This window comes from Nonomuraea jabiensis, assembly GCF_014204795.1.
Classification (GTDB): domain Bacteria; phylum Actinomycetota; class Actinomycetes; order Streptosporangiales; family Streptosporangiaceae; genus Nonomuraea; species Nonomuraea jabiensis.
The window spans coordinates 2,361,928-2,374,073 of the sequence record NZ_JACHMB010000001.1 but is presented as its reverse complement, the minus strand read 5'-3'; the positions used below and the strand labels follow the sequence as shown (position 1 = coordinate 2,374,073).

The following is a 12,146-nucleotide window of genomic DNA, read 5'->3' as shown; positions in this document are numbered from 1 at the left end:
GGCGACCCGTACCGGCCCTCCGGAAGACCGTCAGCCGAACAGCGCGGGCAGCGCCGCCGAGTGCGTCTCCCGCAGCTCCTCGACCGGCACCTCGAACACGCCCTCGACCACCAGCGAAGCGCCTCCGGTCGTGCCGAGCCCGTAGCAGGGCACCTCGTGCCGCCCGCACAGCGACGCGAACTCCTCGTAGGCCTCCGGCCGCACCGTGACCAGCGCCCGCGCGGCCGACTCGCTGAACAGGTCGGTGAAGGCGTCCCCGCTCAGCGCCACCGAGACCCCGACGCCCCGCGCCAGGCACGACTCCGCCAGCGCGATGGCCAGCCCGCCGTCCGACAGGTCGTGCGAGCCCTCCAGCAGCCCCTTACTGGCGGCCTCCACCAGCACGGTCGCCAGCGCCTGCTCGGCGTGCAGGTCGGCCCGGGGCGGCAGCCCGCCCAGGTGGTGGTGCGCGACGTGCGCCCACTCCGAGCCGCCGAACTCCTCGTGCGTGTCGCCGAGCAGCACGACCTTCAGCCCTTCGGCGGTGAACCCGGACGGCACCCGCCTGGCCACGTCGTCGATGACGCCCAGCACGCCCACGACCGGCGTGGGGTGGATGGCCGTCGAGCCCGTCTGGTTGTAGAAGGAGACGTTCCCGCCGGTCACCGGCACGCCCAGGGCGCGGCACGCGTCGGCCAGGCCGCGCACGGCCTCGGCGAACTGCCACATGACCTCGGGGTCCTCGGGCGAGCCGAAGTTGAGGCAGTTGGTCACGGCCAGCGGCTTGGCGCCGGTCACGGCCACGTTCCGGTACGCCTCGGCCAGCGCCAGCTGCGCCCCCGCGTACGGGTCGAGCTTGGCGTAGCGGCCGTTGCCGTCGGTGGACAGCGCGATGCCCCTGGTCGTCGGCTCCGCGCCGGCGATGACCTCCGAGATCCGCAGCATGCCCGCGTCCGCCGGCTGCGCCAGCACGGTGTTGGAGCGGACGTAGCGGTCGTACTGGGAGGTCACCCACTCCTTGGAGGCCAGGTTGGGCGAGCCGAGGAGCTGGAACAGCGTGGCCCGCAGGTCCGCGGGCCGCTCCAGCCGGTCGGGCGTGTCGGCGTTGAGCGCGGCCTGCCCGGACGGCTCGTGGTACGGGCGCTCGTAGACGGGCCCGTCGTCGGCCGCCGTGCCCGGCGGGATGTCCACGATGACCTCGCCGTCCCAGGTCATGACCAGGCGGCCGGTGTCGGTGACCTCGCCGATGACGGTGGCGGGGACGTCCCACCGGTCGCAGATCGCCATGAACGCCGCGATGTCGTCGGGCCGGACCACGGCCATCATCCGCTCCTGCGACTCACTCATGAGGATCTCCTCGGGCCTGAGCGAGGGGTCGCGGAGCGGGACGAGGTTGAGGTCGACGTGCATGCCACCGGTGCCCTTGGCGGCCAGCTCGGTCGTCGCGCACGACACCCCGGCCGCGCCGAGGTCCTGGATGCCGACGACCACGTCGGCGGCATACAGCTCCAGGCAGCACTCGATGAGCAGCTTCTCCATGAACGGGTCGCCCACCTGCACGGCGGGCCGCTTGGCGTGCGACTCGTCCTCGAAGGTCGCCGACGCCAGCACGGAGGCGCCGCCGATGCCGTCGGGGCCGGTGGACGCGCCGAACAGCACGACCTTGTTGCCCGGGCCGGGCGCGGTGGCCAGCTTGATCTGGTCCTTGCGGAGCAGGCCCACGCACAGGGCGTTGACCAGCGGGTTGCCGATGTAGCAGGGGTCGAAGACGACCTCGCCGCCGATGTTGGGCAGGCCCAGGCAGTTTCCGTAGTGGCTGATGCCCTCGACCACGCCGGGCAGGACCCGGCGGGTGTCCACGGCGTCCGCGCCACCGAAGCGCAGCGCGTCCATCACCGCGATCGGCCGCGCGCCCATCGACATGATGTCGCGCACGATCCCGCCGACGCCGGTGGCCGCGCCCTGGTGCGGCTCGACGTAGGAGGGGTGGTTGTGCGACTCGATCTTGAACGTGGCCGCCCAGCCGTCGCCGATCTCCACCACGCCGGCGTTCTCGCCCATGCCGACGAGCAGCGCGTCAGACTTGGGCGCCTTGGTGGCGAACTGCTTGAGATGCACCTTGGAAGACTTGTACGAGCAGTGCTCGGACCACATGACGCTGTAGATGGCCAGCTCGGAGCCGGTGGGACGGCGACCCAGGATGTCCTTGACCCGGTCGTACTCGTCCTGCTTCATCCCCAGCTCGGCGAAGGGCATCGGCTCGTCGGGCGTCTCCGCCGCCCGCTTGACACTATCCGTCATGCGTTCACCAGCTTCTTGAGGACGGAGGTGAAGAATCCGAGGCCGTCGGTGCTCGGCGCGCCGACCAGGTCCTCGACCGCGTGCTCGGGGTGCGGCATGAGGCCGACCACGTTGCCCGCCTCGTTGCGGATGCCCGCGATGTCGTTGAGGGAGCCGTTGGGGTTGCCGCCGACGTAGCGCACGACCACGTGGCCGCCCGACTCCAGCGCGGCCAGGGTGTCCTCGGAGGCCACGTAGCGGCCCTCCCCGTGCTTGACGGGCAGCACGATCTCCTGGCCGGGCTCGAAGGAGCCGGTCCAGGGGGTGGCCGTCTGCTCGATGCGGACCCGCTGGTCACGGCAGACGTAGTGGAGCGAGGCGTTGCGGGTCAGCGCGCCGGGCAGCAGGTGGGCCTCGCAGAGGATCTGGAACCCGTTGCAGGTGCCGATCACGGGCAGCCCCGCCCTGGCGGCCGGGATGAGCTCGTCCATCAGCGGCGCGAACCGGGAGATGGCGCCGCAGCGCAGGTAGTCGCCGTAGGAGAAGCCGCCGGGCAGGAAGACGGCGTCGACCCCCTTCAGGTCGTGGTCGGCGTGCCACAGCGGCACCGCCTCCGCGCCCACGAGGCGTACGGCCCTGGCGGCGTCCTGGTCGTCGAGAGTTCCTGGAAACGTGACTACGCCCACACGGGCAGCGCTCATGACAGTCGTCCCCTCCGAGGAATGCGCGCGCACGCGCCACCGTCTCTTCGGGTGGACGGTGGTCTGCGGCGGTGTCTTCAGATTATCGGGTGCTGCCGGGTGGTCCACATCGGCTGGTGCGTCGGGCGAAGGCGCAGGTCAGACTGCCGCCAGCTCGCGGGGACGGGCGTCGGCCGAATCGTCCCAGGCGAGGTGCTTGCGCAGGTGGACCGTGGTGCCGCGGCCGGGCGTGATGCCGAAGGAGATCTCGTCGACCACGGAGCGCATGATCAGCAGGCCACGGCCGTTCTCCGTGTCGGGTGGCGGGAAGTGCGGCGGCATCGTCGGCAGCCCGTCGCCGTTGTCCACGACGCGCACGTCGCAGCGGCCGTAGCCGATCGCCGCGCTCACTTCGTAGCGGTTGGCGGGCCCTCCGTGCCGCACCGCGTTCGAGCACGCCTCGGAGACGGCGAGGAGCATGTCGGCGATGCACGTCTCACTCACGTTGAGTGAACGCATGGCATCGCCCAGCACTCGCCTGACCATCGGGATGCCGATCGCATCCCGAGGCAGTGCCAACGAGAACTCAATATCCACCGGACTCCTCCGGGCGCCAGAACGTCACCTGGAGTAGGTTTCCCTGTGAAAACGGGGCTAACCGCAAAATCACGTTGTTGTTATTTAGTGTTGGCACGCCCGTGGCATTGTGCCGCCCCCGAACCGCGCTTTAACCGGCCAGGGGGGAATCCGGGCGGCATATCTCCCCTAATCCTCAACCCGGACGCTGTAGTCCTCGATCACGGTGTTGGCCAGCAGGGTCTCGGCCATCTTGCGCACCTCCTCGAGCGCCGCCTCGTCGGCCGGGCCGTCGAGCTCGACCTCGAAGCGCTTGCCCTGCCGCACGGCCGAGACGCCGGAGAAGCCGAGCCTCGGCAGCGCCCTGGCGATCGCCTGGCCCTGCGGGTCGAGGATCTCGGGCTTCAACATGACGTCCACGATGACGCGGGCCACTGCGTTCCTCCTGGATGCGGTGGGTGACTGGGAAGCACAGCCTACCGGCGCGTGTGGCTGCCGACACAACGGGAACGGGGAGGACATGGGGCTTGCGCGGAGGGCTGTGACGTCTGCCACGATGTCCCCAAACGCGTACGAACCACCACCAGATGGTTCATCGCTTGGAAGGCCGGCCCAAGGTGGCAACCCCACCAAGGACCTGCCCTGACGACCGCACAGGAGTGGCTCATGACCGAGCTTGTCGAGGTCATCAATGGACACAGCACCTGTGTCACGAGGCCGACGAAGGAGGCCTCGTGACAGTCGACGCCTCTCGTGGTGCCTCTGGCGCACCTCCGGAGCTCGTCCAGTTGCTCACCCCCGAGGGCGAGCGGGTAGAGCACCCCGATTACGACATCGACCTGACCGATGAGGAGGTCCGGTCGCTCTACCGCGACCTGGTCCTCGTACGGCGCATCGACCTGGAGGCCGTGGCGCTGCAACGCCAGGGCGAGCTGGGCATCTGGGCCTCGCTGCTGGGCCAGGAGGCGGCCCAGATCGGCTCGGGCCGCGCACTGACCGACTCCGACATGGCCTTCCCCACCTACCGCGAGCACGGCGTGGCGTGGTGCCGCGACGTGGACCCGGTGAAGCTGCTCGGCCTGTTCAGAGGCGTGAACCACGGCGGCTGGGACCCCAACGAGCACAACTTCCACCTGTACACGATCGTGATCGGCAGCCAGACCCTCCACGCGGTCGGCTACGCGATGGGCATCCAGCGCGACGACGCCAGCGCCGCCACGATCGTCTACTTCGGCGACGGCGCCACCTCGCAGGGCGACGTCAACGAGTCGTTCATCTGGGCCAGCGTGTTCAACGCGCCGATCGTGTTCTTCTGCCAGAACAACCAGTGGGCCATCTCCGAGCCCCTGGAGAAGCAGACCCGCATCCCCCTCTACCGGCGCGCCTCCGGCTTCGGCTTCCCGGGGATCAGGGTGGACGGCAACGACGTGTTCGCCTGCCTGGCCGTGACCAGGAAGGCGCTGGAGGCCGCCCGCACCGGCCAGGGGCCGACGCTCATCGAGGCGTTCACGTACCGGATGGGCGCCCACACCACCACCGACGACCCGACGCGCTACCGCGTGGCCAGCGAGCTGGAGGCGTGGAAGCTCAAGGACCCGATCGAGCGGGTCAGGTCGTACCTGTTCAAGAACGAGCACGCCGACCCGTCGTTCTTCGACGCCGTCGACGCCGAGGCCGACCAGCTCGGGGCCGACCTGCGCAGGCGCTGCCTGGCCATGCCCGACCCCCGGCCGCTCGACATCTTCGACCACGTCTACCGCGAGCCCCACGCCCTGATGGACCAGGAGCGCGCCCAGTACGCGGCGTACCTGGAAGGGTTCGCCAAATGACGGTCATGAGCCTTTCCAAGGCGCTCAACGAGGGCATGCGCAAGGCCATGGAGGACGACTCCAAGGTCCTCATCATGGGCGAGGACGTCGGCAAGCTGGGCGGCGTCTTCCGGGTCACCGACGGCCTGCAGAAGGACTTCGGCGAGGACCGCGTCATCGACACGCCGCTGGCCGAGTCGGGCATCATCGGCACCGCGATCGGGCTGGCGCTGCGCGGCTACCGGCCGGTGTGCGAGATCCAGTTCGACGGGTTCGTCTTCCCGGCCGCCGACCAGATCATCACGCAGCTCGCCAAGATGCCGATGCGCTCGCTGGGCGCGATCAAGCTCCCGGTCGTCGTACGCGTGCCGTGCGGCGGCGGCATCGGCGCGGTCGAGCACCACAGCGAGTCGCCCGAGGCGTACTTCACCCACACGGCCGGCCTGCGGGTCGTGGCCTGCTCCAACCCGGCCGACGCGTACACCATGATCCAGCAGGCCATCCGCAGCGACGACCCGGTGATCTTCTTCGAGCCCAAGCGGCGCTACTGGGAGAAGGCCGACATCGACACCGGCTCCACCGACTGGTGGCCGCCGCTGCACGCGGCAAAGGTCGTGCGGCCCGGGTCCGACGTCACGCTGCTGGCCTACGGTCCCATGGTCAAGACGTGCCTGGAGGCCGCCACCGCCGCCGAGGACGACGGCCGTTCGCTGGAGGTGATCGACCTGCGCTCGCTCAACCCGCTGGACGAGCAGGTCGTGATGGACTCCGCACGCCGTACCGGGCGGGTGGTGGTCGTCCACGAGGCCCCCGTCAACAGCGGTTTCGGGGCCGAGCTGGCGGCCAGGATCACCGAGCAGTGCTTCTACCACCTGGAGTCGCCGGTGCTGAGGGTCGGCGGCTTCTCCACTCCCTACCCGCCGTCGAAGCTGGAGGAGCACTACCTGCCCGACCTGGACCGGGTGCTCGACGCCGTCGACCGGGCCTTCGGGTACTGAGGGGGTGGTGCTCATGCGACGCGAGTTCAAGCTCCCTGACGTCGGCGAGGGGCTGACGGAGGCCGAGGTCGTCCGCTGGCACGTCGAGGCGGGTGACGCGGTCAAGGTCAACCAGATCGTCGTCGAGATCGAGACGGCCAAGTCGATCGTCGAGCTCCCGATCCCCTGGGACGGGGTGGTCGCGGAGCTGCTGGCCGAGGCGGGCCAGACGGTCGACGTCGGCGCCCCCATCATCGCCGTCGAGACCTCCGAAGGCGCCGAGACGCCCCAGGGCGCGCCGGCCGTCCCGGAGGAGACCAGGGCCCTGGCCGAGGACCTGGTGCCCACGCCTCCGGCGGAGGGCGCCGTCGAGCCCGGGGCCCACGGCAGCCCGGCGCCCAAGGAGGAGCGCCAGGCGGTCCTGGTCGGCTACGGCGTCAAGACCGGCGCCACCAAGCGCCGCCCCCGCAAACCCCAGGCCCCCGGCATCCCGGCGAACCCGGTGGCCAACCCCTCCCGCGTGGAGGTGGACGGCGGCTCTGCCCCGGCTCCACCGTCTCCCAGGCGGGTCAGCGTCCTCGCCAAGCCCCCCGTACGGAAGCTGGCCAAGGACCTCGGCGTCGACCTGTCCACCCTCGCCGGCACCGGCCCCGAGGGCTCGATCACCCGCGAGGACGTCCACGCCGCGGCGGAGGCCGGCGCGGCCCCGGTCGCGGAGGTGGCGGCGGCCGAGCGGCCGGAGGAGCGCATCCCCGTCAAGGGCGTGCGCAAGATGACCGCCCAGGCCATGGTCGCCAGCGCCTTCACCGCTCCGCACGTCACCGAGTTCCTCCAGCTCGACGTGACGAACACCATGGAGACGGTGCGGCGCCTGCGCACCTTCCGGGACTTCGCGGACGTCAAGGTGTCCCCGCTGCTGCTGGTGGCCAAGGCGGTCCTCACCGCCGTCAAGCGCCACCCGCTGATCAACTCGTCGTGGGACGAGGCGGCGCAGGAGATCGTGGTCAAGCGCTACGTGAACCTGGGGATAGCCGCCGCCACCCCCCGCGGCCTCGTGGTGCCCAACGTCAAGGACGCCCACACCCTGTCGCTCTCCGAGCTGGCCGGGCGGCTGGCCGAGCTCACGGAGACCGCCAGGGCGGGCCGCACCCAGCCGGCCGAGATGGCCGGCGGCACCTTCACCATCACCAACGTCGGCGTCTTCGGCGTCGACGCCGGCACCCCCATCCTCAACCCCGGCGAGGCCGCCATCCTCGCCGTCGGCCAGATCAGGGACATGCCGTGGGTGGTGGACGGAGAGCTGGCGGTGCGCAAGGTGACCACCCTGGCCCTGTCGTTCGACCACCGCATCATCGACGGCGAGCTGGGCTCGATGTTCCTGCGCGACGTCGGCGACATGCTGGAGGACCCGCTGCACATGCTGGCCTGGAGCTAGCCGGGAAGCCCACGGCGACCGCCGGGAGGACCCCTCTCCCGGCGATCGCCGTGGGCCGGGACACCCGCACCCATCCCGTACAGAGTCACGCCGCCGCGATCTGATACACCTGATCGCATGATTCGCCACATCGTGTTGTTCACCTGGACCGAAACCGCGACCGACGAGCAGAAGGAGACGGTGACCGCCGAGCTGGGCAAGCTGCCCGGCATCATCCCGCAGCTCCGCTCGTACACCGTGGGCCCGGACGCGGGCATCAACCAGGGCAACCACGACTACGCGGTGGTGGCCGACTTCGACGACGTCGACGACTACCTGGTCTACCGCGACCACCCGCACCACCAGGCGGTGATCGCGGAGCACATCAGGCCGATCCTGGCCTCACGGGCCGCGGTGCAGCTCAGCCTCTAGATCTCCGGCGGGTTGTTCTCGCGGTGCATCAGCCGGCCCTCTGAAGTGCGCCCCCGCCTGGGGGCCAGCACGACGCTCAGCACGACGCCCACGCCACCGACGATCATGAAGATGAGCCCGACGACGTCCATGTGGACGCTCTTGCCGAACACGTCGGGCTCGATCGCGAATCTCAGGATGGCGCCAAGCGTGAGGAAGAAGATGCTTACCCCGACACCCATGACGACCTCCAGGCAAACGGCGAGTACAGCCACGGTCATACCCGGGTACAGAAGATCACACCCGTGACATCTCACGCGAGACAGGACAGAGGCTTGCCGCCGTTGTAGGTGATCATGTCGAACACGGCGGCGGCCAGGTCGATGGGCGCGCCCGGCGGCTGCCCGTCGAGCTCGGCATAGGCGCGGTGCAGGTTGCCCACGATGCGCTCGGAGTCCAGCAGGTCGCCCCACTCGCCCAGGTCGGTCTCCCTGGCCGCCTCCAGCGGCGACAGGCCCGCCGCCCGGCCCCGCGCCGCGGTCTCCTGCACGAACCGCAGGTAACCCTCGACCCGGTCGTACGCCTCCGGCCCGCACACCGCGCCGTGCCCCGGCACGACGGTCTCCGCCCCCAGCGCCCTGAGCTGGTCGAGCGCGTCCAGCGCCCCGGCGACCGAGCCCATCAGGACGAACGGCGTGCCGCCGTTGAAGACGAGGTCGCCCGAGAACAGCAGCCGCCGCTCGGGAATCCACACGTACGAGTCGTTCGTCGTGTGCGCGGCGTGCCCCACGTGCCGCACCTCGCACCGCAGGTCGTCGGAGTGCAGGGTGATCCGGTCGGTGAAGGTGAGGAACGGCGGCGCCACCTCCATCTCGCCCCACTCCACCTCGGGCGACCACGCGGCACGGTAGGTGGGGACGCCCTCGGCCAGGATCTGCTCCCGCACGCCCTCGTGCCCGACGATCGTGGCCTCGGGGAAGAGCCAGTTGCCGAACGTGTGGTCGCCGTGGTGGTGGGTGTTGACCAGCGTGGTGATCGGCCGGTCGGTGACCGTGCCGATGGCCTCCCGGAACGCCCGCGTACGGCGCTCGGTCGAGCAGGCGTCGACGCAGATCACGCCGCGCCGGCCGGCCAGGAAGCCGGTGTTGTTGATCCACCAGCTCCCGTCGGGCTGGATGTAGGCGAAGACGCCCTCGGACACCTCTTCGACCGTGGGCGGGGGAAGGGGGTGGTCGTGAGAAGTCGAGCTCATGCCGCGACCGTACTCCCTCGAAGCACCCCCCGCCCCTGAGGACTAGAAGGCCTCCTCGGGAAGCTCCATGAGCTCCTGTCCCGTGGAGTCCAGCACCCGGCGCTCGGCCGCCAGCCGCGGCAGGACGGTCTTGGCGAAGAACGAGGCCGCGGCCACCTTGCCCAGGTAGAACGGGTCGTCGCCGCCGGCCAGCTTGGCCAGGGCCACCTCGGCCTGCCGCAGCAGCAGCCAGCCGATCACCAGGTCGCCCAGCGCGAGCAGGAGCCGGGTGGTGTTCAGCCCCACCTTGTACACCTCGGCGGGCGTCTCCAGCGAGCTCAGCGCCCAGCCCGCCATGGTGTCGCCCATGGCCTTGACCTCGGCGGCGGCCTCCGCGAGGAGCTTGCGCTCCTCCTTGAGCCGGCCGTTGCCCGCCTCGGAGCCGGCGAACTCGCCGATCTCGGCCAGCAGCGACCCGACCGCCGCGCCCTGGTTGCGCAGGATCTTCCGGAAGAACAGGTCCAGGCCCTGGATCGCGGTCGTGCCCTCGTACAGGGAGTCGATCTTGGCGTCCCGGATGTACTGCTCGATCGGGTAGTCCTGCAGGTAGCCCGAGCCGCCGAGGGTCTGCAGCGAGCGGGAGAGCAGCTCGTACGACCGCTCGGAGCCGACGCCCTTGACGAGGGGCAGCAGCAGGTCGTTCATCTCGGCGGCGTGCCGGTCGCCGGGGTCGATCAGGAGGGCGTCCTGGAACGTGGCCGTGTAGAGGACCAGGGCCCGCATGCCCTCGGCGTACGACTTCTGCAGCATGAGCTCGCGCCGCACGTCGGGGTGGTGGGTGACGGCCACCCGCGGGGCGGACTTGTCGGACATCCGGGTCAGGTCCGCGCCCTGCAGGCGCGACTTGGCGTACTCCAGCGCGTTCAGGTAGCCGGTGGAGAGCGTGGCGATGGCCTTGGTGCCGACCATCATGCGGGCGTGCTCGATGACCATGAACATCTGCCTGATGCCCTCGTGGACGTCGCCCACCAGCCAGCCGACGGCCGGGTGCTTGTCGCCGAACGTCAGCTCGCACGTCGTGGAGACCTTCAGCCCCATCTTCTTCTCGACGTTGGTGACGTAGACGCCGTTGCGCTCGCCCAGCTCGCCGGTCTCGAGATTCACGTGGAACTTCGGCACCAGGAACATCGACAGCCCCTTGGTGCCCGGCCCGTGGCCCTCGGGGCGGGCCAGCACGAGGTGGAAGATGTTCTCGGCCATGTCGTGCTCGGCGCTGGTGATGAAGCGCTTGACGCCCTCGATGTGCCAGCTGCCGTCCTCCTGGCGCACCGCCTTGGCCCGCCCGGCGCCCACGTCGGAGCCGGCGTCCGGCTCGGTGAGCACCATGGTGGCGCCCCACTCGCGCTCGATGGCCAGCTCGGCGAAGCGCTTCTGCTCCGGCGTGCCGAGCTTCCACAGCGTGTAGGCGAAGTTGGGGCCCGCGGCGTACATGTACAGCGCCGGGTTCGAGCCCAGCACCAGCTCGGCCGTGGCCCAGGCCAGGCTCCTCGGGATGCCGGGGCCGCCCAGCTCGGCGGGTAGGTCCAGGTTGGCCCAGCCGCCGTCCACCAGCGCCTTGTAGGACTTCTTGAAGCCCTCGGGCACCTTCACGGAGCTGGTCGCCGCGTCGAACACGGGCGGGTGCCTGTCGCCCTCCTCGAAGGAGTCGGCCAGCACGCCGGTGGCCAGCCTGTTGACCTCGTCAAGGATGCCCCGGGCGACCTCCTCGTCCACGTCCGCAAAGGGCCCTGTGCCGAGGATCTCGCGTCGCCCGAACACCTCGAAGAGGTTGAATTCCAGGTCTCGCACGTTGCTCTTGTAGTGGCCCATGGGGTCGATCTCCTTGAACCGAGGGGATTCCGTACTGGCGAGTAACCTTACTCTGCAATGCTACCCGCGGGTAACCCCAGGTATGCGTGGCATGCTCGTCTCCATGGACGCCGAACAACTCGCCGCGAGATGGCGAGAGCGCCTGGAATCCTGGGCCATTCCCGACGAGATCATGGCCAAGGTCTCTGCCAACCCTTGGGGTCACTCGCCCGAGCGGTTCGGCACCCGTACCGACAGGGCGCTGGCCGAGCCCGACGACGGCCCCACCATGTCCCGGCTCTCGGAGGCGCTGCCCGACAAGGGCACGCTGCTCGACGTGGGCTCGGGTCCGGGCGCCTCGTCGTTGCCGCTGCACGAGCGCATCGGCCACCTCTACGCGGTGGACACCTCGGCGTCGATGCTGGAGGGGCTGACCGCCCGGGCGGAGAAGCTCGGCGTGCCGGTCACGGCGGTCGAGGGGCGCTGGCCCGACGTGGCCGGCCAGGTGCCCGTGGTGGACGTCACCATCGCCGCCCACGTGGTCTACAACGTCCCCGACCTGGCCGGCTTCCTGCGGGCCCTCGACGAGCGCACGCAGGGGCGGGTGGTGCTGGAGCTCACGCACCGCCATCCCATGAGCTGGACGACGCCGCTGTGGCAGCACTTCCACGGGGTGAGCCGGCCGGTCCGGCCCATCGCCGAGGACTGCGTGGCGCTGGCCGCGGCGCTGGGGTACGCGGTCCAGGTGGAGGAACGGGAAGCGCCCCTGGAACGATTCACCTCGCTGGAGGACCTGGCGGACAGCGCGTGCCGCAGGGTGTGCCTCGACCCGTCCATGGCGGAGGAGGTGGCGGCCACGGTGATGGAGCTGGGCATGTGGCCGTTGCCGCGCGACCGATGGGTCACCATTTGGTGGGAATGATCCCGTCGAGGGCCGCGTTG

The 12,146-nt window shown here is 70.2% G+C and carries 12 protein-coding genes; 5 read left to right on the top strand and 7 right to left on the bottom strand.

Going from position 1 to position 12,146, the window contains the following annotated elements; all coding sequences use genetic code 11:
• Positions 1–30 precede the first annotated feature (30 nt).
• From purL to purS, 4 genes are all read right to left on the bottom strand, one after another.
• On the bottom strand, positions 31–2,280 hold the full coding sequence (gene purL / locus HD596_RS10155) for a phosphoribosylformylglycinamidine synthase subunit PurL (protein WP_185069018.1): 2,250 nt from the start codon (positions 2,278–2,280) through the stop codon (positions 31–33).
• The gene (purQ, locus tag HD596_RS10150; protein WP_185069017.1) at positions 2,277–2,960 is read right to left on the bottom strand and encodes a phosphoribosylformylglycinamidine synthase subunit PurQ; all 684 of its coding nucleotides are present in this window, start codon (positions 2,958–2,960) and stop codon (positions 2,277–2,279) included. The genes purL and purQ overlap by 4 nt, the downstream gene beginning before the upstream one ends.
• A gap of 138 nt (positions 2,961–3,098) precedes the next feature.
• Positions 3,099–3,485: an ATP-binding protein gene (locus HD596_RS10145; RefSeq protein ID WP_185078390.1), complete on the bottom strand. Its 387-nt coding sequence runs from the start codon at positions 3,483–3,485 to the stop codon at positions 3,099–3,101.
• Between the two features lie 219 nt (positions 3,486–3,704).
• Positions 3,705–3,950: a phosphoribosylformylglycinamidine synthase subunit PurS gene (purS, locus tag HD596_RS10140; RefSeq protein WP_185069016.1), complete on the bottom strand. Its 246-nt coding sequence runs from the start codon at positions 3,948–3,950 to the stop codon at positions 3,705–3,707.
• A 299-nt stretch (positions 3,951–4,249) separates the two neighbouring features.
• Here purS and pdhA point away from each other — a divergent pair, with 299 nt between their 5' ends.
• From pdhA to HD596_RS10120, 4 genes are all read left to right on the top strand, one after another.
• Complete coding sequence (pdhA, locus tag HD596_RS10135; RefSeq protein ID WP_185069015.1) at positions 4,250–5,344, top strand: pyruvate dehydrogenase (acetyl-transferring) E1 component subunit alpha; 1,095 nt, start codon at positions 4,250–4,252, stop codon at positions 5,342–5,344.
• The gene (locus tag HD596_RS10130; protein ID WP_185069014.1) at positions 5,341–6,321 is read left to right on the top strand and encodes an alpha-ketoacid dehydrogenase subunit beta; all 981 of its coding nucleotides are present in this window, start codon (positions 5,341–5,343) and stop codon (positions 6,319–6,321) included. The genes pdhA and HD596_RS10130 overlap by 4 nt, the downstream gene beginning before the upstream one ends.
• Positions 6,322–6,334: 13 nt before the next feature.
• A complete protein-coding gene (locus tag HD596_RS10125) occupies positions 6,335–7,735 on the top strand; it encodes a dihydrolipoamide acetyltransferase family protein (protein WP_185069013.1) in 1,401 nt (466 codons plus the stop codon).
• A 117-nt stretch (positions 7,736–7,852) separates the two neighbouring features.
• Positions 7,853–8,146 (top strand): Dabb family protein, encoded by a 294-nt coding sequence (locus tag HD596_RS10120; RefSeq protein WP_185069012.1) that lies wholly within the window; start codon positions 7,853–7,855, stop codon positions 8,144–8,146.
• On the opposite strand, the gene HD596_RS10115 is transcribed toward HD596_RS10120, so the two are convergent.
• From HD596_RS10115 to HD596_RS10105, 3 genes are all read right to left on the bottom strand, one after another.
• Positions 8,143–8,367 carry a hypothetical protein gene (locus tag HD596_RS10115; protein ID WP_185069011.1) on the bottom strand — a complete coding sequence of 75 codons (225 nt, stop codon included), beginning with the start codon at positions 8,365–8,367 and terminating at the stop codon, positions 8,143–8,145. The genes HD596_RS10120 and HD596_RS10115 overlap by 4 nt on opposite strands.
• A 71-nt stretch (positions 8,368–8,438) precedes the next feature.
• A complete protein-coding gene (locus HD596_RS10110; RefSeq protein WP_185069010.1) occupies positions 8,439–9,377 on the bottom strand; it encodes an MBL fold metallo-hydrolase in 939 nt (312 codons plus the stop codon).
• Positions 9,378–9,419: 42 nt separating this feature from the next.
• Complete coding sequence (locus HD596_RS10105) at positions 9,420–11,225, bottom strand: acyl-CoA dehydrogenase (protein ID WP_185069009.1); 1,806 nt, start codon at positions 11,223–11,225, stop codon at positions 9,420–9,422.
• A gap of 103 nt (positions 11,226–11,328) precedes the next feature.
• On the opposite strand from HD596_RS10105, the gene HD596_RS10100 reads away from it, so the two are divergent.
• A complete protein-coding gene (locus HD596_RS10100; protein ID WP_246554259.1) occupies positions 11,329–12,126 on the top strand; it encodes a class I SAM-dependent methyltransferase in 798 nt (265 codons plus the stop codon).
• The last annotated feature ends 20 nt before the right edge of the window (positions 12,127–12,146 follow it).